Origin of the sequence: Pseudomonas sp. PA-1-6B (assembly GCF_021609545.1) — a bacterium.
Classification (GTDB): Bacteria; Pseudomonadota; Gammaproteobacteria; order Pseudomonadales; family Pseudomonadaceae; genus Aquipseudomonas; species Aquipseudomonas fluorescens_BV.
In genome coordinates, this window is record NZ_WJZM01000080.1 from 1 (window position 1) to 24,559 (window position 24,559).

16 protein-coding genes and 1 pseudogene are annotated in these 24,559 nt (G+C 61.2%); 2 read left to right on the forward strand and 15 right to left on the reverse strand.

The genetic code is table 11. From position 1 onward, the window contains the following. Positions 1–245: 245 nt before the first annotated feature. Positions 246–2,501, reverse strand: a complete 2,256-nt coding sequence (locus GIV35_RS25280; protein WP_236265771.1) for an ATP-dependent DNA helicase — start codon at positions 2,499–2,501, stop codon at positions 246–248. After that, positions 2,498–4,144: a VRR-NUC domain-containing protein gene (locus GIV35_RS25285; RefSeq protein WP_236265770.1), complete on the reverse strand. Its 1,647-nt coding sequence runs from the start codon at positions 4,142–4,144 to the stop codon at positions 2,498–2,500. Before GIV35_RS25285 ends, GIV35_RS25280 begins: the two co-directional genes overlap by 4 nt. A 189-nt stretch (positions 4,145–4,333) precedes the next feature. Here GIV35_RS25285 and GIV35_RS25290 point away from each other — a divergent pair, with 189 nt between their 5' ends. Further along, a complete protein-coding gene (locus tag GIV35_RS25290) occupies positions 4,334–4,558 on the forward strand; it encodes a YgdI/YgdR family lipoprotein (protein WP_003191162.1) in 225 nt (74 codons plus the stop codon). Positions 4,559–4,678: 120 nt separating this feature from the next. On the opposite strand, the gene GIV35_RS25295 is transcribed toward GIV35_RS25290, so the two are convergent. The 10 genes from GIV35_RS25295 to GIV35_RS25340 all read right to left on the reverse strand — a co-directional run bounded on the left by GIV35_RS25295 (position 4,679) and on the right by GIV35_RS25340 (position 21,787). Beyond that, on the reverse strand, positions 4,679–6,103 hold the full coding sequence (locus GIV35_RS25295; RefSeq protein ID WP_236485946.1) for a polyurethane esterase: 1,425 nt from the start codon (positions 6,101–6,103) through the stop codon (positions 4,679–4,681). A gap of 192 nt (positions 6,104–6,295) precedes the next feature. Then, positions 6,296–9,403 (reverse strand): autotransporter domain-containing protein, encoded by a 3,108-nt coding sequence (locus GIV35_RS25300; RefSeq protein WP_236485872.1) that lies wholly within the window; start codon positions 9,401–9,403, stop codon positions 6,296–6,298. A 175-nt stretch (positions 9,404–9,578) separates the two neighbouring features. Next, positions 9,579–12,536: an autotransporter serine peptidase EprS gene (eprS, locus tag GIV35_RS25305; RefSeq protein WP_236304354.1), complete on the reverse strand. Its 2,958-nt coding sequence runs from the start codon at positions 12,534–12,536 to the stop codon at positions 9,579–9,581. A gap of 48 nt (positions 12,537–12,584) precedes the next feature. Continuing rightward, positions 12,585–13,925: a TolC family outer membrane protein gene (locus GIV35_RS25310; RefSeq protein WP_003191155.1), complete on the reverse strand. Its 1,341-nt coding sequence runs from the start codon at positions 13,923–13,925 to the stop codon at positions 12,585–12,587. Positions 13,926–13,927: 2 nt separating this feature from the next. After that, on the reverse strand, positions 13,928–15,241 hold the full coding sequence (locus tag GIV35_RS25315) for an HlyD family type I secretion periplasmic adaptor subunit (RefSeq protein WP_200648781.1): 1,314 nt from the start codon (positions 15,239–15,241) through the stop codon (positions 13,928–13,930). Beyond that, positions 15,238–16,989 carry a type I secretion system permease/ATPase gene (locus tag GIV35_RS25320; RefSeq protein WP_034127694.1) on the reverse strand — a complete coding sequence of 584 codons (1,752 nt, stop codon included), beginning with the start codon at positions 16,987–16,989 and terminating at the stop codon, positions 15,238–15,240. The genes GIV35_RS25315 and GIV35_RS25320 overlap by 4 nt, the downstream gene beginning before the upstream one ends. A 100-nt stretch (positions 16,990–17,089) precedes the next feature. Next, a complete protein-coding gene (locus GIV35_RS25325; protein ID WP_223023390.1) occupies positions 17,090–17,458 on the reverse strand; it encodes a protease inhibitor Inh/omp19 family protein in 369 nt (122 codons plus the stop codon). Between the two features lie 48 nt (positions 17,459–17,506). Then, positions 17,507–18,940, reverse strand: a complete 1,434-nt coding sequence (locus GIV35_RS25330; RefSeq protein WP_105226792.1) for a serralysin family metalloprotease — start codon at positions 18,938–18,940, stop codon at positions 17,507–17,509. Between the two features lie 369 nt (positions 18,941–19,309). After that, a complete protein-coding gene (locus GIV35_RS25335) occupies positions 19,310–20,413 on the reverse strand; it encodes a DmpA family aminopeptidase (RefSeq protein WP_236265683.1) in 1,104 nt (367 codons plus the stop codon). A 9-nt stretch (positions 20,414–20,422) separates the two neighbouring features. Further along, positions 20,423–21,787, reverse strand: coding sequence for an APC family permease (locus tag GIV35_RS25340; RefSeq protein WP_089041650.1), 1,365 nt, complete (start codon positions 21,785–21,787; stop codon positions 20,423–20,425). Between the two features lie 199 nt (positions 21,788–21,986). Between GIV35_RS25340 and GIV35_RS25345 the strand changes: the two genes are divergently transcribed. After that, entirely contained in the window at positions 21,987–22,772 is a 786-nt protein-coding gene (locus GIV35_RS25345) for a helix-turn-helix transcriptional regulator (protein WP_054898104.1), read from the forward strand. A 34-nt stretch (positions 22,773–22,806) separates the two neighbouring features. Here the strand turns inward: GIV35_RS25345 and GIV35_RS25350 are convergent, their stop codons facing one another. From GIV35_RS25350 to GIV35_RS25360, 3 genes and pseudogenes are all read right to left on the reverse strand, one after another. Beyond that, entirely contained in the window at positions 22,807–23,886 is a 1,080-nt protein-coding gene (locus GIV35_RS25350) for a polyamine ABC transporter substrate-binding protein (RefSeq protein ID WP_236265799.1), read from the reverse strand. 60 nt (positions 23,887–23,946) lie between these two features. Next, positions 23,947–24,288 (reverse strand): cupin domain-containing protein, encoded by a 342-nt coding sequence (locus GIV35_RS25355; protein ID WP_034127701.1) that lies wholly within the window; start codon positions 24,286–24,288, stop codon positions 23,947–23,949. A gap of 26 nt (positions 24,289–24,314) precedes the next feature. Then, positions 24,315–24,559: pseudogene (locus tag GIV35_RS25360) on the reverse strand (FAD-dependent oxidoreductase); the annotation flags it as partial.

Genomic DNA, 24,559 nt, shown 5'->3' on the forward strand with positions numbered 1-24,559 from the left:
CTCACGGTCGTGCGCTGTTGGCTTACCGCTATCAAACGCCTGAAATCGCGGCGTGCCTACTGTCAGAATTAACAGGTAGTGCAGGATGACCCTGGATCGGTACCTGTTAATTCTGACAGTAGCCAATACCCGGATTCAGGCGTTTGATAGCGCCAACAGCACACTTCGTAATTACGTGATTTCGACCAGTTTCACTCGGGCGGGCGCCGTAGACTTGAATGAGTCATTGCGCAGGGTATGGACCATCATTTAAATGCCCACCATTTGGGCAACAACTGCCGCACCCGCTGCTCCCCAAACCGATCATCAATCAACATCACCACCCCCCGATCCTGTTGGCCGCGAATCACCCTCCCCGCCGCCTGCACGACTTTTTGAATACCGGGATACAGGTATGTGTAGTCGTACCCCGCGCCAAAAATCGCGCCCATGCGCAGTTTCATCTGCTCGTTCACCGGGTTGAGTTGCGGCAAGCCCAGGGTGGCGATAAACGCGCCGATCAAGCGCGTGCCGGGCAAGTCAATGCCTTCGCCGAACGCGCCACCGAGCACAGCAAAGCCGATGCCCTGGCTGTGCGGGGTGAACTGGTCGAGAAAGGCTTGGCGTTCAGCCTCGACCATGCCCCGCGATTGCAGCCACAGCGCAATCTGTGGGTGTCGCTCAGCCAGTAGCTGCGCGACCTGTTGCAGGTAATCGAAGCTGGAGAAAAACGCCAGATAGTTACCCGGTTGCGCGGCGAACTGCTGGGCGATCAATGCCACGATGGGTTCCAGCGATGCCTGGCGATGCACGAACCGCGTGGAGATCCGCTCAACGATGCTCACCTGCAACTGCTCGGCCTTGAATGGCGATTCCACATCGACCCAGGCGGTGTCCGCTGGCAGGCCCAGCAAATCGGCGTAATAGTGCCGTGGGCTCAAGGTCGCGGAAAACAACACGCTGCTGCGCGCAGCCGTAAGCCTGGGCCGGATGAATTCGGCCGGTACCACGTTGCGCAGGCACAGGGTCGAGCTGCTGCGCTTGGCGGTGAACGAGCGCTTAGTGATATCGAAAATAAAGTGCTCGTTAAACAGCTCCGCCACCTTGGCCCATTGCAGCGCGTCGAAGTAGAAGGCTTGCAGGTCACCGTTGAGGGCATCGGGGTGATCGTTGAAGTAATCGCCCATGGCGCTGGTGCAGAGGCTCAGGGCCTGGAGCAGTTTGTCGGGTTTGGCGGCGTAGGCCTGATAAGGCGCCAGCTGGTCCTTGTGCAACGCGTTCCACTCACGGTTGAGGCGCTGCAAGGGTTTTTTCAGCGCCTCGGGTGCGCTGTCGCGCACGGTCTTGAGGCTGTATTGATCCAGGCTGGCGCTGTACATCGAGCGGGCTCGCTCGACCAGGTTGTGGGCTTCATCCACCAGCACCGAGACCTGCCATTGGTTGAGCTGGGCGAGGCCGAACAGCATCGCGACAAAGTCGAAGTAATAGTTGTAGTCGGCGACGATCAGGTCGCTCCAGCGCGCCATTTCCTGGCTCAAATAGTACGGGCATACCTGATGAGCCAGCGCCACGTTGCGCAGGCTGCGTTGATCGAGCAGGCGCACCTGGGACGCGGCCTGGCGGGCGGCAGGCAGGCGGTCGTAAAAGCCCTTGGCCAATGGGCAGGAATCGCCATGGCAGGCTTTGTCCAGGTGTTCGCATGCCTTGTCCCGAGCCACCAGTTCAAGCACACGCAGTGGCAGATCGGGACTGCTGTCGTACAACACCTGCGCAGCATCCAGGGCCAGCTTGCGCCCGGGCGTCTTGGCGGTGAGAAAGAACACCTTGTCCAGTTGCTGCGGCACCAAGGCCTTGAGCTGCGGGAAGATAGTGCCGATGGTCTTGCCAATGCCGGTGGGCGCCTGGGCCATCAGGCACCGGCCTGTACTCACTGCTTTGTAGACCGACTCGGCCAAGGTGCGCTGCCCGGTACGGAAGTCGGCATGGGGAAATGCCAGGCTCTGCGCGCCAGCATTGCGTGCCTCGCGATGTTGCATTTCTTGCCGGGCCCAGTCCAGGAACAGCGCGCATTGCTGGTTGAAGAACTGCTCAAGGTCTGGCGCATCGAATCGCTGGTTGAGCAAGGTTTCGCCTTCGCCGACGATATCGAAGTACACCAGCGCCAGGTCGATCTCACTGAGCCCGAGCTTCTGGCACATCAGCCAGCCATACACCTTGACCTGGGCCCAGTGCAGTTGCCGATGGTTGACGGGCTGGGCAGCGAGGTCGCCGCGGTAGGTCTTCACCTCTTCGAGGCGGTTGCTGTCCGGGTCATAGCCGTCCGCCCTGCCCCGTACTTTGAGTTGCTGGTACTCGCCTTCAAGCGCCACTTCACTCTGGTAGTGCGCATTGCGCCGTGACGCTACCGTGCGATGGCCGACGATGCCTTCCTGGGCACTGGGCGACGGCGTAAAGCGCAGGTCGAGGTCACCGACCTTGGCCGTGAACTCACACAACGCCCGCACGGCCACGCTGTAACTCAAGCGGGTTGCTCCGCCCAGCGCACGTAGCAGACGGTGACTGGCATCTGGTGCTCGCCGCAGAATTGCAGCCAACGCAACTGGTTGTCTTGCAGGCGGTCGCCGGGGCCTTTGACCTCGATCATGCGATAGGTATTTTGCGCGGGCCAGAACTGGATAAGGTCCGGCATCCCGGCACGGTTGGCACGGATATCCTGCAACAGGCGCGTAAACCAATGGCGCAGGTGTTCGGCGGGCAGGCAGGCCAGGGCTTGCTCCAGCAGTTCTTCGCTGAGCAGGTTCCAGAACACAAAAGGCGACTGAATGCCCCATTTCTCTACATAGCGTTGGCGGATGCTGGCCTTGTAGCGACCATCCTCCAGTTGTGCAAAGCACGCGGCAAACAAGGCTTCTCGGCGTTGATAAAAGTCCTCGCTATGCAGGTCCGCTGGCCCACGCTGGAACGGGTGGAAAAACGCCCCCGGCAGCGGGGCGAAAATCGCCTCCCAGCACAGCAAGCCAAACAGCGAATTGATCAGGCCATTCTCGACGTAATGCACCGGCGCATCCGGTTCGCTCAGGTGCGCCAGCACACTGGATTCCACCGACAGCAGCGGCTCCTGCATCAATGCCAGGTCCAGGCGCGCCACCGCTTGGGGCTTGGCCCTGGGCAGCGCCGGCCCGCCAAGTTTGCGCCGCAGGCGCGGCACTACCCTTAGCAGTTGTTGGTGTTCAGCGGCGCTGTGTGGGGCCTGTTGTGCCTCGGTCGCCAGGGCCATGGCTTGGGCGTAATCCTCCTGGCGCTCCAGTACGCGAATCAGCCGCGCCCGGGCACCGGGATGCGTGCAACCGCGGTAAATCTGTTCGGCCAGCGCCAGCTCGGCGCAGCGTTCGCAATACTGGCCGATCTGGAACAACAGCTTGGCGCGGCGCTTTTCCAGCCAGGGATTGTCGGTACACAACGTGGCGACCTGCGCCAACACCGTATCCAGCGCGTCACCGGCTTCAAAGGCTTGCTGGCACTGGTTCAGGAACAGGAACCCATGCACGTCGTCCCGGCTGCGCAAACCGCGCGACTCGGCGCAGAACTCGACTTTTTCATAGGTGTAGATGCCCAGGTCTGCCAGCACGAATTCCGACCAGTCCTGGTGCAGATTGCCGAAGAACATCAGGCGCAGGCGATCACACAACTCCATTACCGTCAGGCTGTAGAGCGCGTCGTCCACGTCGGGGCACCACTGGGCAAAGCTGCGCGGCTCGGTAAATTGCGCGGCCAAAGGCTCAAGCCAATCGGCCTTGTTACCCTTGGGTTGGTCGATCCAGGGCTTGAAGGCGCCGAGCAATTCACTCTTTTGCAGCAGCGCGAACAGCGTGGCAAACGGCAGCGGGCTTTGATCCTCCACCCATCCCAGCTCACGCAATGGCCCCGCCGCCGCATGGGGGCAACCGATTTCCAGGTAATGGAGTTTAGTGGCGCGAAAATGCACGCCCTTGCGCATCACCATGCGCACCAACAACGCCTGGGACGCCTGGGGCAACCTGTCAAATTGCTGAATGAAATGCTGTTCGTGCGCATCGAGCAAATCGGCGTAGCGTTGCCCCAACCAAACCAGCACTTGGCGGAAGTTATGCAGGTAATACAAGGGGTCTTCGAGGGGGTTGGCCATGGTGCAATGCAATCAAATACTGGTTATGCATACAGAGTGCCGGGGCAAAGCCGTTGTTGCAATCAGTAATAGATAAATGGCGCCTGCAACTTTTTGCAAAAAAACAATCTGATGAGGGGGTTGATCGCGTAATATTTATGGCCCCGCAAGCAGACGCTGCGGGACTTTTCAGGGTTAAAGGTAAGGGTTATGAACATGAAGAATTTGGGTCTGCCACTGGTTGCACTCACTTTTCTGGTATTGGCCGGTTGCTCCACGCAAACCGTGGTGACCTTGCAGAACGGCACGCAGTATTTGACCAAGGACACGCCCAACGCCAAGACCGCCGACGGCTTCTACGAGTTCACCGATATTGCTGGCAAGCGTATTCGTATCAAGGCCGATGATGTGGCCACGGTGCGTAAGGAAAAATGATCATCTAGCAAAACCCATCAAATGTGGGAGCTGGCTTGCCTGCGATAGCGATTTGTCAGTCACCGCATAGCTGTCTCGACCGCCGCCATCGCAGGCAAGCCAGCTCCCACACCGAATGCGTTAGCTGATGACTATTCCCTCCCCCGACAGACTGCTCACACCCACCAGCGTCACCGAATCCGTCCCAAAGCCAATGACGGTATCCCCGCCCACCACCTTGATGTGATCGCGGTAATCATTGCTGCCCGCCACGTCGTTGAACACCAGCTTGTCCGTCGCCTGGTAGCCGATCACCCGGTCATTGCCAAACTGCCCGCTGAACAAAAACGTGTTGTGCCCGCTGCTGTCGCGGATGGTGTCATTGCCCTTGCCACCTTCGATAAAGTCCGCGCCCCTGCCGCCTTTGATCAAGTCGTCGCCGTCGCTGCCGATGATGAAGGTATTGCCCTTGTGCGCCTCGGCATTGCGGTTGAGGTCTTGCACCCAGGTGGTGGCCCGTGCCGGGTCGGACAGGTTGGCGACGATCACCGTGGAGTCGCGGGTCATCTGTTCGTAGAACCCCGAGTCGAGGATACGGGTCATGCCGTCACCGTAACCGGTGGGCAAGTGCGAAACCCAGGTGGGCAGGTTGAGGATGGAAAACGGCAGCACGTTCCACAGGGATGAGGCGTAGTGATCGTTGAAACTGACAATGTTGTCGGTGCTTGATTCGTGGGCCTTGTCGTGCACGCCAAGGGACGACAGGTTGAATGACGAGCCATCCAGGGCTCGGAATACTGGATCGTTTTCATAACCGACGTTAAGCACCTTGTCGCCGGCGCTCTGGGTCGGCGATGCGTAGGCCACGTAATTGGCGTCTTTATAAAAACCCGACCAGGTACTGTCGCTCAAGTCGGCCATGCTGTTGACCGCCATGCCACCGAGGCTGTGCCCGCTGACCACTACGTCATTGCCGCCCAGGCCCTGGGCAGTGGCGTAGTCCGCCACGTTCTTGAGCAACCCGCCAAAAGCCTCCCCCGCGTAGTTCTTGGCATAATCCTTGGGCCCGAAGGCGGCGAGCAGGTCGTTGATCACATCGCCGATGGAGTCGGTGATCACGTTTTCCCGAGGCCCTGAAGTGCCGCGGAAACTGATGCCGATTTCCAGCAGCTTGCCAGCGTCATCGTACTTGCCCAGCACCTCGGCCTGCGCCGTGCCGTAGCCGAATTTTTCGCCAAAGAAGGTGCCGCGCGCATCGACCTTGCCGCTATAGCCCAGGGTACTGGCGCTGATGGGCGTCCAGCCGGCTGCTTGCACCGCCTCAAGGGCGGCTTTTTCCGAGTCGGGGTTCCAGGGGATCCCGGGGATGACCCCTTGGGCATTGCTGCCGCCAATCAGCGCGCTGACCAGGGTGGCCGGTAACCCAAGCCCTAGGCCATTGTTCTGGTAGCCGACGGCAAAGCCGTTATCCAGGTTGTGGTAGGAATACAGCGTGATCGCCATGGCATCGGCGAACAACGCCTTGGAGTCCTCGGTACCGAGGTTTTTATAGTCAAAGATACCCATTGGTAGTGCCTCTCTGTTGTTGGATTTGTAGAGAAAGCCAAAACACCTGTTATCCGTTACCACCTGTAGGAGCGAGCTTGTGTGGCGAGGGAGCTTGCTCCCGCTGGGCTGCGCAGCGGCCCCAAAAACTTGCGGGCGCTGCGCACCCGAGCGGGAGCAAGCTCCCTCGCCACAACCAACTGCACCTGGCCTTTAGAACGCCCAATCCAGGCTCAAGCCGACGCCGTGCACCTTCTCCTTGCTGGCCAGCAGGCCGTTGTAATCGAAGTTCACCCGCGCATCCTTGCTCAATGCCAGGCTGACCCGTGCCCCAACCAACGCCGCATCGCGCACCATCGGCGCACTTTCCACCGTGAACGAAGGGCCGCCCGAGGCAAACGCCAGGTGCTGCTCCGAATCGGTGCTGCTCAGGTTGTGCTGCCAGCCCAGGGTGCCGGAGACTTCCAGTTGCTGATGGTCGTTGATATTGAAGGTCTTCAAGGCCCGCATACCCAGGGTACTCAGCACCAGGTCACGGCTGTCGTCGCCACTTTTCAGCGCGGCGGCGTCGCCCTTCTCTTTGAAGCTGTCAGTTGCCAGGTGCACGTAGGCCAGGTTGGCGAACGGCTCCAGGGCCAGTGGTTGCAGGTTGATGCGGTACGCCGCTTCCGTGAACACCTGGGTACTGTGGGCATCGACCTTGGCTTTTTGCTTGCCGCTGACATCGCCGTATTGCAGGTCGCGTTTGACATCGGCGCGGTGCCAGCTGTAGGTCGCGCCGCCACTCAGGCGCCAGGCGCCGATTTCATGCCCGGCATAGGCGCCGAAATGGTAGCTGTCGACCGAGGCACGGCTGTGGGTGCCGCTGCCCATGTTCAACGACGTGTCGCTGTAACCGGCCACAAGGCCAATGCGTGTGGCCTCATCGACGGCGCCGTCCACACCGGCGAGCATGCCGCCGATAGAGGTGGTGTAGCCCGCCGTGTCGTTGCGGCTGTCGGTCTTGCCCCAGGCGCCCAATGCCTTGACCCACACGTTGCCACGGCTGTCGATGGCTTGGCTGGTAGCGCCCATCTCGCCATTGCGCAGACGCTCGCCCACCGCTTCGCGTACGTAGCGGCTGTCATTGACCAGTGCGGTTTCCAGCGCCGGGTAAACCTCGCCGCTCAGTTGCTGGAACGCGCCCTGGGCCGAGGCGGCCGTGGGTGCCAGCAGCAGGCTTTCGTACACGCCATTGCCCGCGCCCAATTGCTCGACGGCTGCGGCCACGGCGCGCTGGTTCGGCGTGGCGGCCACACTGGCGAAGCTGTTGGTGCGTGCCACATCCAGCTGCACGCCGTTGGCGGCATAGTTCAAGGTACCGCCGACAAACAGGTAATCAGGCAGCACCGCAGCAAAACTGCCGGTGACGCCACCTGCCGCTTGCAGGATGTTGTATTGACGGCCGATCAGGCTTTGGGCCTGGGTTGCGCTCAACAAGGTCGGGCTGTTTTCCAGGGCCAGGGTCACGGTGCCGCCGTTGAGGGTGGCCGTGCCGTCCGCGACGATACGATCGCTGCTGGTGGGCGACAGTTCTACCGCATAGGTCGAGCCCGGTTCAAAGTTGACGTTGCCCGTCACGTTCAAGGTGCCAATGGAATTGCCCGGTGCCACAGTACCGCCGCTTTTCGCGCTCAGCGAACCGATACGCCCCGAACCACCGACCACGCCGCTCTGGCTCACGGTGACGTCGGAGGTGACCGAACCGTTGATCGCCAGCAAGCCCTGGTTGACCAGCGTCGGCCCGCTGTAGGTGTTGGCGCCGGTGAGCACCAAGGTACCGATGCCCTGCTTGGTCAGGCCGCCATGGCCCGAGATGTCGTTGCTCCACACATCGCGCCCGCAGTGCAAGTCATCGCACACACGCTGGGTGGGTTTGCCGGCATCCACCACCGCGCCGACGCCCGGCAGGTCCGCCACGAACTGGCCGCTGCCGTAGGCGCCGTCGATACGGAACTCGGCCGGGATATCCTCGGCGGTGATAAACATCCCTGGGCCGTTGACCGCCTTGCCCAGGTTGATCATGCCCCAGCCGTACAGCGAGTCGATGCCCGGCGCGCCGAGGTCGGTGGCGGTGGTCTTGAGCACGGTGGAGATCTGGTCGCCGCTCATGTATTGGAAGCGTTCCATCAGCACCGCTGCGCTGCCGGCTACGTGAGGCGCGGCCATGGATGTACCGTTGAAGTTGGCGTAGTCGTTGGTGAGGTTGTCCAGGTTGGTGCCGTTGATGATCGAGCTGTAGATCTTGGTGCCGGGCGCCGATACGCAAAAGCTCGCCGCATAGCCACAGCGCGAAGAGAAGGTGCTGATCACATAGGGGTTGGCACTTGCGGTGTCCGGGTTTTGCTGCAAAGCGGCCACCGACAGCCAGTTCGGGGCAATCTCCGGCACAAAGTACGCCAGACCGGAAATGGCATCCGGGTTGTTACGGTTGTAGTCATTACCCGCGGCGAAGATGGTCAGCACACCGCTGCGGGCCGCATCGATGGCGCCTTGATAAGCCCCCCCTGCGATTGTGCCGAGGATCGGTCGAATGGTGTTGAATTGCGCCTGGGCTTCGTTGACGGTGAAATTGGGAAACGCCGGATCGCGCCCGCCCTTGGCGTACTGATCACCGATGCCGATACCCCAGCTGTTGTTGATGATGCGAGCACCGCTGGCAACCAACGCATCCCAACCGGCTTTGTACACCGCGCCATCGTTGCCCAGGATAATTCCGTCTTCCGGGCCCGGGTCACCGTTTTCGGCACTGATGATTTGCGCATTGAACGCCACGCCATGCATCGGCCCGCCATCGCGGTTACCCGCAGCAATCCCGCCGACATGCGTGCCGTGGTTGCCCAGCTTGCCATTGGAGCCCAGGGACGGAGTGCCGTCGTAACGGAATGCATCTCCGGCCTTCACCGGGATATACGGGTCGGTGTATTGGCGGATGCCCTCGGTGACAATGGTCACCACTTTGTTGGGGCTGGCGAATTCCGGATGTGGCGCATACACCGGCTGGTCGAAGATCCCCAGCTTGACGCCCTTGCCGGTATAGCCGGCCGCATAGGCGGTGTCGGCGTGCACGGCGCCCAGGCCCCAGTCGGCCTTGAATTCATTGCTGCGCCAGCTGGCGGCGTCGCCCAGTTTGCCGGTTTCCACATAGGGTGCAGCCTGGGCGGTCCCCAGGCTTGCCAGGCAACACAGCAACGCGCCGTATGGCACGCAGCTCAGCGCCTTGAGCGGATAGCCCGGGCCTGTGTGGATGGCGGTAGTTAACCCTGACTTGCGTTTTTTCACGGTGACCTTCCTTAGTTTTCTTATTGCACGTGTGTAAATCACTTTCTCCAGAACACCGCCGCCTCCATGTGGGAGCTGGCTTGCCTGCGATAGCGTCCGGCCAGTCACGCCTCTGCTGGCGGCCCCACCGCTATCGCAGGCAAGCCAGCTCCCACATTTTTTGTTCGCGGTGTCTTCAGAACTGCCAGTTCAGGCTCAAACCCACGCCCTGGGTTTTCGCGCGCCCACCCAGTTGCCCGTTGTAATCCAGGTTGACCCGTGTCGATGCATTCAGCGCCAGGCTGGCCTGCACACCCACCAGGGCGGCATCGCGCAGCAACGGTGCACTGCGCACCGCAAATGAAGGCCCGCCTGCGACAAACGCCAGGTGCTCTTCGGACTCCACCGCCGTCAGGCTGTGTTGCCAGCCTAACGAACCGGACAGGTCCAGTTGCTGGTGGTCATTGAGGGCCAGGGTTTTCAGGGCACGCACGCCAAGGGTGCTAAGCACCGCATCACGCCGGTCGCTGCCGCGTTCCAGGGCCGCGGCGTCGCCTTTTTCGTGGAAGGACTCGCTGTTCAGATGCACATAGGCCAGGTTGGCGAACGGCTCCAGGGCCACCGCTTGCAAGCGGATGCGGTACGCGGCTTCGGTGAAGACTTGCGCCGTGGTCGCGTCCAGCTTGGTCTTTTGCTTGCCGCTGACATCACCCCATTGCAGGTCGCGCTTCACGTCGCCGCGATGCCAGCTGTAGGCACCGCCGACGCTCAGGCGCCAGTCACCCAGCTCGCGCCCGGCGTACGCGCCGAAGTTGTAACTGTCGATGGACGCCGATGAATGGGTACCGCTGCCCATATTCAGCGAGCTGTCGCTGTAGCCGGCGACCACACCCACGCGGGTCTGCTCATCCAGCGCGCCATCCACGCCCGCCAACAGGCCACCGATGGAGGTGGTGGAACCCGCCGTTTCAGTGCGGCTGTCGGTCTTGCCCCAGGCGCCCAGCGCCTTGAACCACAGGTTGCTTTCACCGGTCACTGGCACATGGCGCAGGCGCTCGCCCACGGCATTACGCAGTTGCAGGCTGTCGTTGATCAGCATCGCACCCACGGCGGGGTAGATTTCCCCGGACAGTTGCTGCAAACCCTGCTGGGCGGTGGCGACTGACTGCGACTGCAGCAGGCTTTCAAACACTGGGTTGCCAGCGCCCAATTGCTCGGCCGCCGCCGCAACGTTGCGCTGGTTGCGGGTGGCGCCGACGCTGGCGAAGCTGGCGTCGTTGCGCCCCACGTTCAGTTGCACGGCATTGGCGGCGTAGTCGAGGGTGCCACCGAGGAACAGGTAGTTGGGCAGCACTTGCCCGAACTGGCCCTGGATACCGCCCGCTGCCTCGAGAATCGAGTATTGGCGGCCGATCAGGCTTTGCGCCTGGCTCTGGCTGAGCACCGTGGGGCTGTTTTCCAGCGCCAAGGTGACGGTGCCGCCGCCCAAGACCGCCTTGCCGCCCGCGACAATACGGTCGCTGCTGGTAGGCGTCAGTTCCACTGCATAGGTCGAGCCCGCGCCGAGGTTCACATCTCCCGCTACCTGCAAGGTGCCCACGGAATTGCCCGGGGCCACACGGCCGCCGTTGTTTACCGACAACGCGGCGATACGCCCGGAACCGCCGAGGGTGCCGCTGTCATTCACCGTCACTGCCGAGGTCAGCGAGCCATTGACGGCCAACAGACCACCGTTGACGAGGGTCGCGCCGCGATAGGTGCTGTCGCCGCTGAGCACCAGGCTGCCGGCACCGGCCTTGATCAGGCTGCCCTCGTACACGCGGTTGGCAGCGGCCTGGTCGCGGGCGCTGCCAATGGCGTAATCGGTCTGGTCCTGCTGGCTGGCAGTGGCGCCCACGCCGTTTTGCCAGCCCTTGTCGATCAGGGTTTGCTGCCAGGCAGAGTGTTCGGCGCGGTCCTCGGCCTGACGCTGAAGCAGCGCCTGGTCGGAGATGCCATTGCTCCACACATCGCCCTGCCCGGCGGCCAGGTTCACCTCCATAGGCCCGAGCAATTGCCCCGGACCATGCATCGCCCGGCCCAGGTCAGGCACACCCCAGCCAACGATCGCATTGGGCGCCTGGGTGATCGAGCCGTCGAGCTGCGTGGCGGTGGTCAACAGCACCTGCAAGGCTTGCTCGTTGGTCATGTAGGGATAACGTTCCATCACCAGCGCCAACGCGCCGGTGGCATGGGGCGCTGCCATCGAGGTGCCGGATTTGACGCCGTAACCACCGTCGGGAATGGTGCTGTTGATCAACGCGCCCGGCGTGGAAATGCACCAGTATTTGGCGACGCCGCACTTGTTGTATTTCTGGTTATTGGCCTTATCCAGCCCAGACACGGCAAGCCAGTGGCCTTCCAGTTCCGGCTGGAAATACGGCAAGGCCGAGCGCACGCTCGCGTTGGCATAGCCGCTGTTGCCGGCGCTGAACACGTTGATCACGCCGGCCTTGGCCACGTCCGCTGCCGCGTCCAGCCAGGTGCCACGGTTGTAATGCTGGGCATACGCCGCGTGCATGTTGTCCAGGGTCTGGTAGCTGACGTCCTTGGGCTGGCTGCCCCAGCTGTTGTTGATGGCGCGCACGCCGGAGTCCACCAAAGCGGTGTATACGGTCTTGAAGTATTTGGGATCAGGGGTGGGGCCGAACAGGAAGCTGTCGTTGGCGTTGGTGTTGCCTACATAAACTTGCGCGTTGTAGGCCACGCCATGCATGCCCACGCCGTCGCGGGCGGCGCCCATGGTGCCGGTGACGTGAGTGCCGTGGGAATCATTGTTTGGGTTGAGCGCGCCCGTGGTGCTGAAGGCGCTGCCATCGACATAGGTGCCAGTGGCGGTGACCGGGTGGAAACGGTCTTTGGAGGCTTCGGGGTGATTGGCATCGAACCCTGAGTCCAGCGCGCCGATTTTCACGCCTTGGCCGCTGATCCCGGTGGCGTAGGCTTCATCGGCTTTCATGCGGCCCAGGCCCCAGTCGCTCTGGTACTCGGCCGAGCGCCAACTGGCGGGGTTACCCGGCTGGCCGGTCTCGGTGTATTGCGCCTGTGCCGCAACGGACAGCAAGAGCAAGGAACCTGCGGTGAAGGGTTTGAAACGCGGTGAATCAGTGATCATGTGCACACTCCCTATTATTGTTATTCCCTCGCCACAAAACACGCGCTCCTACAGTTTTCCATCCGGGCCGAAGGCTTCGTCCACTTTGGCCAAGTCGGTATCGCGCAAGTTGCCCGCGTAGTAGTGCAATTTGGTCCAGGCCATCAAGTAGTCATAACGCGCCTGGGCCAGGTCGCGGCGGGTGCTGTACAGCTGCTGTTCGGCGTTCAGTGCGTCGAGGTTGACGCGCTCGCCGCCGAGAATGCTTTGCTTGGTCGACACCACCAGCGCCTCGGCGGATGCCAGCGCTTTCTGATAGGCGCGCAACTTGCTCACGCCTGACAAGCACGCGCTGAACTGGCGACGCAGTTCGATCAGGGTTTCGCGGGTCTTGCCCTCCAACTCGTACTCGGCCTGCTCCATCGCACGGCTGGCCTGGCGGGTGGAAGCCGAGATACCGCCACCGGCGTACAGCGGCATGCTTACTTCGACGCCGATGGTGTTGGTGTCGTAGCGCTGGTTATAGGTGTTGCCGCTGTCGGACTCCTGTTTGCGCGAGGTGGCATACGCGGTGATTCTGGGCAAATGCCCGGCACGGTTGCGCTCCACTTCATAGCGCGCCACTTCCAGGGACTGGCGCTGCGACGCCAGCACCGGGTTGTTGGTGAGTGCCAACTCATGCCAGGTGTCGTAGTTGGCCGGGGTCAGGGTGAACGCGGCAAAGCTCTGGTTCAGCGGTGCCAGGTCGTTGATGTTGACGCTTTGCACGCCTATCAACGCGCCCAGCTCCCGGAGCGAGGCGTCCTGCTCATCCAGGGCCTGGATCTCTTCGGCGGTGGCCAACTCGTAGCGCGACTCGGCTTCAAGGATATCGGTGCGAGTGCCCTCGCCTTGCTGGAACAGATGCCGGTTCTGCTGGAACTGTTGTTCGAACGCCTTCTTCTTGGCCCTGGCGATGTCGATCTGGTCCTGGGCAAACAGCGCCTGGGTGTAATAGCTCAACACCCGCACCAGCAACGCCTGGCTCTTGTCCCGAAAGCTTTCATCGGCGAACAGCGCCTGGGCTACGCCCTTGCGATAGTTGGCATAGGCTTCGTAGTCGAACAGCGGCTGTTGCAGGCTGAAGGTGGAGCCATAGCTGTTGTAGTTGCGGTCGTCGCGGTAACTACCGCCGCGCCCGTCAGGCAGGTGCGCTTCGGAGTTGTTGCGGCCCTTGTTGTAGTTGTAGGACAGCCGCGGCAGCAAGCCGGCGCGGCCAATGGTACGGTTTTCCAGGCCGGCGTCGCGTTCCTTGATGGCGCCCAGGAACACCGGGTCGTTGCGCAGCGCCTGCTCGTACACATCGAAAGGCCCCATGGCCGCCTGGGCACTGCCACATACCAGCAACAGCGAAATGAACACTGGCTTCATGCTCATTCCTCGGTCAACGCGGAGCCGGCGCGGTCCAGCAGCGGCTTGAACAGGTAATTGAGCAAGGAACGCTCGCCAGTGCGCACGAACATCTCGGCGGGCATGCCGGGCTTGATCACCAGGCCGTTGAGTTTTTCCATGGCCGCCTCGCTGACGCTGGTGCGCAGCACGTAATACGGCGCACCGGTTTTTTCGTCGAGCATCTGGTCGGCGGAGATCAGGCTGACTTCACCCGGCACCCGTGGCGTGCGGCTTTGGTTGAAGGCGGTGAAGAGGATGTCGACCGGCAAGTGTGTGCCGACCTTGTCCACCAGGTGCACGGGCAAATGCCCTTCCACTTCCAGGCGTGTGCCCTGGGGCACGATCTCCAGCAGGGTTTCACCGGCACGCACCACGGCGCCTTCGGTATGCACGCTGAGGTTGACCGCGATGCCATCGGCCGGCGCGTTGATCTCGCTGTGTTGCAGATTGAAGCCGGCGGAGGTCAGTTGTTGCTCAAGGGTCAGGGCGCGCAGTTGCGCGTCGGCCAGTTGGCTGCGCACTTCCTTCTGATACTCCTCGCTGTGCTGCTGCAATTTGAGCCGCGACTCGACAATGCCCTGCTCTATCCGGCCGCTTTCCCCGGCGTTTTGCGCCAAGTCCTGCTGCACCTGGGACAACTGGCGCTGATAGTCCATCAGCCGGTTGCGCGGGATATAGCCGTTGTCGGCCAAAGGTTGCAGATTGCTCAGTTGCGCGCGCAGGGATTGGGCCTGTGCGGTCAGGTCACTGCGGGCACGGCGCATGCCGCTCAACTGCGACGTGGCGCCTTCGATGCTGGCGCGGATCCCGGCTTGTTCACGGGCAAACGCGTCGCGACGGCTGCTGAACAACTGGCGCTGACCGTCCAGCACCAGCATCAGGGCCGAATCGGGATTGGCGCTCAGCTCAGCAGGAAAGGTAATACCGGGCAGGTTGTCACGCTCGCTCTGCCAGCGCGCCACGCTGGCCCAGGCCATGCGGTACTGGGCTTGCAGCGATTGCACATCGGCCTGGTTCTGGGTCTGGTCAAGACGGAACAGCGGCTGGCCTTGCTTGACCAGTTCGCCCTCTTTTACCAGGATGCGGCTGACCACACCGGGGCTGAAGGTTTGTACCGCCTTGCGCTTGCCCGACACCACCACGGTGCCTTGTACCGGGATGCCCTGGTCCAACGGTGCAAGGCTGGCCCAGAGGAAAAACCCGCCGGCACCGACAATGGTCATCACCCAGCCCATTTTTACGAAAAAGCCGGCATCGCGTTCTTTAATTTGAGGTTCAACGGTAAGGCTGCTCATGCGCCTGGATTCCTTCCGGCCTGGTACTGACGACTGAAACTGACACCGGTTTTTTCTTTCGGCGCTTCCTGCTGCCCGGACAACGCGCGCAGCACTTCTTGGCTGGGCCCGAACGCTTGCAGTTGGCCTTCGCCGAGCACCAGCAATTTGTCGGCCTGGGCCAATGCCGAGGAGCGATGGGTGACCAGCACCACGCTGCTGCCCTGGGCTTTCATCTGCATGATGGCGCTGGCCAATGCGGCCTCGCCGACGGTGTCGAGGTTGGAGTTGGGTTCGTCCAGCACGATCAGGCGCGGCCCGCCGTACAGAGCGCGAGCCAGGGCGACCCGCTGTTTCTGGCCGCCGGACAAGCCACCGCCGTTGTCGCCCAGCACGGTGTCGTAGCCTTGGGGCAGGCGCAGGATCAATTCATGCACACCGGCCTGTTGTGCGGCCTTGACCACCAGCTCCGGGTCGGCCTCGCGAAAGCGCGCGATGTTGTCGGCGATGCTGCCGCTGAACAGCTCGATGTCCTGGGGCAAATAGCCGATATGCGGGCCGAGGTCGTCGCGGTTCCAGCGGTGAATATCCGCGCCGTCCAGGCGCACGGTGCCGGCCAGGGTCGGCCATACGCCCACCAGCACGCGAGCCAGGGTGGACTTGCCGGAGCCCGACGCGCCCAGCACGCCCAGCACTTCACCAGCGGCCAGGTTGAAGCTGACCTGATGCAGGGTCGCCATGCGTCGCCCTGGCGGGCCGGCGCTGACCTGCTCGAAACTGACCTGGCCGTGGGGCGCCGGCAAGGCCATGTGCTCGACCTCCGGCGGGAATTCGCGCAGCAGTTCGTCGAGGCGCTGGTAGGCCAGCTTGGCCGAGCTCCATTGCTTCCACACTGCAATCAGTTGGTCGATGGGGCTGAGTACGCGGCCCATCAAAATGGAGCCTGCGATCATCATCCCGGCGGTCATGTCGCCCTTGATCACCAGGTAGGCGCCCAGGCCCAGCACCAAGGATTGCAGGCACAGGCGCAGGGATTTGCTCAACGAGGTGATGATCGAACCGGTGTCGCTAGCCTTGTTCTGCAAACCCAGGAACTGCGAATGCACGCCAAACCAGCGTTGGCGCAGTGCGCCTAGCATGCCCATGGCCTGGATGGTTTCGGCGTTGTGCAAATGGCTGGTGGCCAGTTGGGTCGACTGCTGCGAAAAACCACTGGCCTCGCCCAGCGGCTTTTTGGTCAGGTATTCGTTAAGGCACGCCAGGCCAATCAACAGTACCGCGCCGGCCGTGGCCAGCACGCCGAGCCACACGTTGAACAGGAAAATCACGAACAGATAGATCGGGAACCATGGCGCATCAAAGAATGCGAACAGCGCAGGCCCGGTGATGAATTGACGCAGGGCGGTCAGGTCGCCCAGGGATTGCCCGGCATGTCCCTGGCCACGCTGCAAGTTGCGCTCGAAGGCGGCCTTGTACACGCGCAAGTTGAAACGTCGCTCCAACTGGCTGCCAATGCGGATCACGATAAAGCTGCGCACCACTTCCAGCAGGCCGATAAATGCAAAGAAGCCCACGACCATCAGCGTCAACATCACCAGCGTGGTTTCATTCTGGGAGGACAACACACGGTCATACACTTGCAGCATGTAAATCGAGGGCACCAGCATTAATAGGTTAATCAGTGCCGTGAAACAGCCAACGCTGATCAAAATACTCTTGTATTCACCCAGCGCCCTGAATAAGGGCGCCACCCCATGGGACTTCGCCATATTAATTGTTTTTCCTTGCAGCGAATTACGCAAAAGGGTCACCCCTACCAAGTAGGGTACGGCCGCCTAACAAATCGAGTTATATGCTTATAACTTTTAATTAAGGTTTACGTTGCAGCGTTACAACTTCGCCAGCTTTAGTGCGGGCTTGATAGTCGCCCTCTTTCTGGCGATTCAAATGGGTGATCCCAGAGCCATCAGCGTTAAACAGCCAGATACCATCCGGCGTGGGTGACCATGTCTGCGGCTTGTCGCCCAGCCATTGCTCGGCACAGGCAATATCGCCCTCCAGGGCGTTGGCTTGCTCCACTAACTTAAGCGCGCACACCTGATCCTGCTGCTTCAGCTCCCACTGCCCGGCAAGCTGCGCGGAGGTGGGTAATACAAGACTGCTAGCCATTGCGTGGGCTCCTGCCGACACGAACAACACCTGCACAACACAGGCGATCAAATGGGAAAAACGTGGCATATCCAACTCCAGCCTGGAGCGCGGCGCCGAAGCGCCGCGCGCTTTGCATCAGGCTACGATGTCACTGGCAGCCGCCTGGCCAACGGTGGTGACGAGGAAATCCGCCACGCCGTGCCCGGAGAAGTCCACCGCCAAGGTGCCCAGGTTGGTACCTGAGGCATAGGTCAGTACAGCATCGCCGGCATGCCCGGTAAATGCGTTGACGAAGGTCACGCCCGCACCCTTGGTGATACCGGACAGGTCGATCTTGTCCGAACCGGAGGTGAAGTCGAAGATCTTGTCCGCAGCCCCTGGCTTGGAGTCGGAACTGGCACCGTACACGAAAGTGTCGCTGCCAGCGCCGCCCCACAGCTGGTCCGCACCGCCGCCGCCGTAGATGAGGTCGTTGCCGGCCCCGCCCTTGATGGTGTTGGCGGCTTGGTTACCAATGATCAGGTCGTTACCCGAACCGCCGAACGCGTTTTCGATGGTGACGCCCTTGGCGATGGACACGTTGCCCACCAGGCCGCCCACATCAGAGAACGAGGTGGCCGTGAGGTTGATCTTCTGGTTCTGGGTGAAACCGGAGAAGTCCAGGGTGTCGTTGCCGCCACCGTCCCATACCGAAAACACCAGCTTGTCGGCATTGGACGTGGCGCTGAGGAAATCACGCCCGGTGTTGGAGTTGAACCCGTAGGTGGTGTCCGTAGCGCGGGTGTTGAAGTTGGCACCGTAGAGCTTCTGGATCGCCGCAATGTCGTCGATCAGCGGGCCGGATGCGTAAGCCTCGACGCCGCCCTTGCTGAAGTTCTGGTTGGTGTTGCTCTCGCTCCAGTAACTCATGAGGCTATAGCCACGCGTGTCCTGTCCATAGGTTGCGTCGTTATAGGTCGGGTTGCCGTTCCCGGCGTTGTAGTCGCCAGGATGAGCCAGGCCCAGGGTGTGGCCGATTTCGTGGGTCAGGGTCTGCCGGCCATAGTTGTTCAGGTCCGGGGTCTTGTTCGGCGTGTAGCTGTTGTTGGTCAGGTACCACGAAGTGCCGTCGTAGCCTGCACCGGTACCGGGCAGGTAAGCGAAGGCCGCGGCGCCGTCCTGGCCGCTGCTGTAGTTGCCGAAGGTCATGTGGCCGTCACCGCCGGAAGCCTTTTCGGTAAAGGTCACGTTGGCAACATCCGCCCAGGATTGCATGGCCAGCGCGGCCTGTGCTTTCTGCTGGGTGTTGAATTGGCTGAACCCCGAGATGCCATGTTTGTTCATGGTGCTCTGGGTAGCCGAGGTGAGGAAGGTGTAGGTCAGATCGATCTTGCCGTTGCCATCAAAGTCCCGGTACGCAGCACCATCCCGCAGCAGCTGGGTCGCTGCCTGGTCCACGGTGTAGGACGGTTTGCCATTGACCGTGAGGTTACCGCCACGGTCATACAAATGGCTGAAGCTATCGATTTGCGAGTAAGCAGTGCTGGCTTGCGCGGCAGATACAATAGCTTTGTCTTTTACTTTTGACATAAACGTACTTCCTTGTTTGCAAGTGCATCAGTCTTTGTTCGATAGGAACCTCGCGGGCGAGGATAGTCCTATCACTCACCTCTTTTGAAGGCGTAAGAAAACTGACACAACTTGAAATCTTTCGTCTACATCTATTTCCATCGCGCAATTGTGACGCAGGTTCAAGTTGCAGAAGTCGAGCGCAGTGTTTATTGGGGGGCGTTGCGTTTGTGTGGCCGAATCGGCACAGCGCACTATTTAAATATTAAATACAAGTAAAGCCGCTCTAAGCGAACGGCCCACTTAATTAATGGATCCAATATATTGTCACGGTGTCATTAGCAACATTAAAGAGCCACTATCCGCACTATTAAAGTGCGCTGTCCCCCATTACCGGGACATACTCCAGCCACACTGTTGCAGGGCTGCCAAGAGGGTATCACCAGCCAGGCCCGGCACCTCGACGCCGTCTTGGGTGGTCATGTCTTCACCTGCCAGAATGGCGTTGATGATCGCCTCCTCCACCGCCTCTGCCGCCGCGCTGAACAGCGGCGAAATATGGTCGTTGTTGACCATCTGCAACCCGGTGCTGAGGGGCAGGTCCTTGCGCCCATAGTCGGCTGGCGGCAAATCACGGTTACCGGTGGCAAACGCCAGGAACAGGTCGCCGCTGGAATCCTCGGTGCCGCCACCGGTACGCGCGATGCCGATGGACGCGCGCTGAGCCAGGCGCTGGCATTGGTGGGGCAGCAAGGGGGCGTCCGTGGCGATGATCACCACGATGGAGCCCATGCCAGGGGTGCCTCGCTCGGCAAAGGGCGAAGCAATGTCCATCAAGTGACGGCCCACCGGGTAGCCATCGACCCGCAGCTCCTGGCGCTTGCCATGGTTGGCCTGCACCAGTACGCCGACAGTCCAGCCGCCCTGCTCCGTTGGCAACCGCCGTGACGCCGTGCCGATGCCGCCCTTGAACTCGTGGCAAATCATGCCGGTACCACCGCCCACCGCGCCTTCCTGCACCGGGCCGCTTTCAGCCTGGTCCAGAGCCTGGCGCACATGCTCTGGGCGCACGTGCTGGCCCCAGATATCGTTGAGCAGGCCATCGTAGGTTTCCATGACCACCGGCATGCACCAGTACACCGCAGGGTCCGCCAGGCGCTCGCGCTCCAGGGCGATCAGGCTGTCGCGCACCACTCCGATACTGTGGGTGTTGGTGATGGCCATCGGCGTGGTCAACAGCCCCGCCTCGCTGATCCACTCAAGGCCCGTGGCGTCGCCATTGCCGTTGAGCACGTGATAGCCGGCAAAACACGGTTGATGCCGGGGCTCCCCGGCCCGCGGCTGGATCAGCGTGACGCCGGTGCGCACCTGCTTACCGTCCACACAGGCTTTGAGCGTCGAGTGACCGACCCGAACCCCGGGAACATCGGTGATGGCATTCAATTCGCCGGGCATGCCCAACCCCAACGTAATGCCCAATTGACGTGCACGCATACCCACTCCTTACAGTTTCTGAAACGCCGGACTCAACCGGCCACTGATGCAATACAAAATCACCGACAGGGCCAGCAAGCCGATGATGATCATGATGTCGCGTACCGAGGCCTCCAGGATCAAGGTCACTAGCAGGTAACCGGCACCCAGTACCGCCAGCAATGCCGGCAGCGGCCATAAGGGCATGCGATAGGGATGTTCGCGATCACGCAGCAGCACCCGGCTCATCAGCGCGCTCAGCGCCACTACCAGGTACACCAGCATGATCAGCAACACGCTGAACGAGGTCAGGTCGGCCAGGTTCGAGCTGAAACTCAACAGCGCCGAGGGTATCGCCAGGAACAGTGTTGCCAGCCACGGCGAGTCCCAGCGCGGGTGGATACGTGTGAACAGCTTGTTGATACTCGGCGTCCACAGCGCATCGCGACCGCTGCTGAACACCACCCGGCCAATCTGGATCACGATGGCAACGATGGCGTTGAACACCGACAGGAAAATCCCGGCACTCACCAGCCGCGACAAGGTTTCATTGCCATGACTGGTCAACAGATAGCCGATCGGGTCGGGGCTGCTGATCATCTCGCTCAAGGACGGCGCGCCGATCAACAGCGCGGTGATCGGCACCAACTCGATGACCACCACCAACCCCAACGACCATAGCACCGCCTTGTGCACGCCCTTGCCGCCGCACTTCATGTCTTCGGCCAGCAACACCGCCGGGCCGTAGCCGTTGAACGAGAACAGGCCGATGCCGACGGCGCCGATCACCAAGGCCCAGGGCGCCAGGTGCAACACGCCGTTTTCGACGATCTGCGGCTGCAACAACACACTGGCCGGTTGCACCGGGTTACCGAAGCCGATCACCACAATCACCAACAACGCCGCCACTTCCAATAGCAGGCAGGTGCCGGTGATCCAGGCGTTGAGCTTGATGTTGAGGATGCCCAGGGCGTAGCTGCACACCACGATCACCAGGGCGACGGTTTGCGAATCGAATGTCGTGCCCAGGGCGTTATTCAGGTAAGTCGCCGCACCGGTCGCCAATACCGGCGGGATAAACAGCAACATCACCAGCACCGTCAGGAAGGTGGCGTAACCGGCCATGCCACCAAACACGCGCTTGGCATACACATACTCGCCGCCGGCACTGTTATGGGCGCGGCCGAGTTCGGCGTAACAGAAGGCGAACATCAACGCGAGCAACGCCGCCATCACAAACGCCAGGAACACGCCACTGCCCGCCTGCTGAATGGCAAACGGGGCGATCACAAAGACGGAACTGGCCGGCGTTACCGCTGAAACGGTAATAGCCACGACATCAAAGACGCTCAGGGTGGGCTTGAGCACGCCATCGGGCGCGGGGGTGGCACTCATATCGTTATCCTCTGTCGTTGTTTTTGGTGTGAGGCAGAAACGAAAAATGATTATTCCTCGGGATATGCTTCCCGTTGGACAGTGTCAACGTTATCGGCTGGTGGTGCTGCCGGCCAATTCCCCTATTGGCGTACTCCCCTTGACGGTGCCCGGCAGAAGCCTAACCCTTGGCCGATCATTTGAGGGTGGGGATGTTGAGATGAGCCTGTTCCGGGAAATCGGTATGCACGCGGGGTTGGGCCGCACCCTGTCACAGATCGGCACCGAGCGGTTCTGGAAGCAACTGGTGCTGTTATTGCACCAGTGCCTGCCCTTCGATAATGCCCTGGCGATTTTCTACCCGCTGGATGGCCCGCCCCAGGCCCTGGAGGAGTACGATGCCCAACCCAGCAGCAAGCCGGCGTCGATGCTGGTGTACCTCAACGGCCTGTACCTGCTCGACCCGTTTTACCAGGCCTGCCGCGAAAACTATGCCAGCGGCGTATACCGCCTGGAGGAAGTGGCGCCGGACCATTTTCGCCAGAGTGAGTACTTCCTCAATTACTTCCACGACAATGTGCTGGAAGACGAAGTGCAAGTGATCCTGCAACTGCCCGGCGTGGGCACGCTGTCGCTGTCGCTGGGCATGCAGCGGCGCTTCAGCTTTGAAGAAACCGGGCTGTTGACCACGCTGTCGGCGTGGGTGTTGCCACTCATGCACCAGCATTGGCAGCAAAGCACCCAGCGGGCACCGGCCATGGACAGCCAGATTCGCGATGCCCTGAGTCATTTCGGCAGCGGTGTGCTGTCGGACCGCGAGCTGGAAATCGCCCGGCTGGTGTTGCGTGGGTTCTCCTCCAAGGCCATGGCCGAACGCTTGAAGATCTCGCCGGACACCGTAAAAGTGCACCGCAGGCATTTGTACGCCAAGCTGGACATTTCGTCGCAGCCCGAGTTGTTTTCATTATTCATCCAGTCATTGGGGCATGACCTGGAGAACCCATGAACATCATTCGGGCTGAAAGCGTGGTTGGCGCCTGTCAACGCCCCGTCCGTATGGTATTCCATACCCGAGTACGCACCCGGTCGATATTCAACGGCATGGCTTGCAGTGCAAACAGCTTGCCCATCATCTCCGGGCTCGGATACACCTTGGTGTCGGCCTTGATCGCCGGGTCTACCAGGCTGTCGGCCGCCGCGTTGCCGTTAGCGTAGTGCACGTAGTTGGTGACACTCGCCATCACGTCGGGGCGCAGCAGATAGTTCATGAAGGCATAGCCGGCTTTCTCATCCGGCGCGTCGGCGGGCATGGCGACCATGTCAAACCAGATCGCCGCGCCTTCCTTGGGAATGTTGTAGCCGATATTCACGCCGTTCCTGGCTTCCTTGGCGCGGCTTTCGGCCTGCAGGATGTCGCCGGAGAAACCGACGGCTACACAGATATCGCCATTGGCCAGGTCGGCGGTGTATTTCGAGGAATGAAAATACGCCACGTAAGGCCGCACTTGCATCAGCAGGGCTTCGGCCTTCTTGTAGTCCTCGGCTTTTTTGCTGTGGTGCGGCAAGCCCAGGTAATTCAGCGCGGCTGGCAGCAGTTCGGGGCCGTTGTCGAGGATGGCGACCCCGCACTTTTGCAGCTTGGCCATGTTTTCCGGCTTGAAGATCAGGTCCCAGGAGTCCACCGGGGCGTCGTCGCCGAGTACCGCCTTGACCTTGTCGATGTTGTAGCCAATGCCGGTGCTGCCCCACAGGTACGGAAAGCCGTGAGCATTGCCAGGGTCATTGTTTTCCACGGCCTTGAGTAGCACCGGGTTGAGATTTTTCCAGTTGGGCAACTGGCTCTTGTCGAGCTTTTTAAGGGCGCCGCCCTGGATCTGCCGCGCCATGAAATGGTTGGAAGGAAACACCACGTCGTAACCCGATTTACCGGTCATCAGCTTGCCATCGAGGGTTTCGTTGCTGTCGTACAGGTCATAGGTGAAACCGATGCCGGTGTCTTTCTGGAAGTTCCTGGTGGTATCCGGTGCGATGTAGTCCGACCAGTTATAGATCTTCACGGTCTCGGCAGACTGGCTGATAGAGGCCACCAACATCAAGGGCAACAGGGCAATGGCTTTCATGGTTCGATTTCCTGGCGGTTTTAGGGCTGTTTTTATGGCAGGCGATCAAGGATCAAAGCATTACAGAATCAGGACGTAGGTCTTGCGCACGGTTTCCTGGATATCCCAGATACCGGTGCTATTGGCTGGCAACATCAGTGCGTCACCGGCTTGTATGTGCAGGGTTTCCCCGTTGTCGGGCGTGAAGGTGCAGCGCCCTTGGATGAAATGGCAAAACTCCTGGGATTTAATCTGCCGACGCCAGCGCCCCGGGGTGCACGCCCAGATGCCGGTCTCGACCCCGTCGTTGCGCTCCACGCTCAGGGTCGAGGCCACGGCGATGGGCGCGCCCAGGGGCACCGCCACCGGTGATGAATCTGGCAGAGCGGTGTTCAGCGTGTCTTTGAATTGCGTGATGCTCATGGGTTTTCCCCTGTGGGTGGAACGAGTCAGTGCATGAAGCCTTCCATGAAACCGGCAACGCCGGTTGCCAGCTTGCGGCGCCAGGGCGGGGTGTTGGGGTTGGCCAACACCTGGTCTTCATGGACAAAACTGCGAATGATCGCGTTGTAACCCAGCCAACGGCACGGCTCGGGCTCCCAGGCCTTGAGCGCCTGGAGTCCGCCTTCGCGAATCACCCAGGGTTGTCGGGTCAACGGGGTGTCGCGGCCCAGGATCAAGTCGGCCAGGGTAC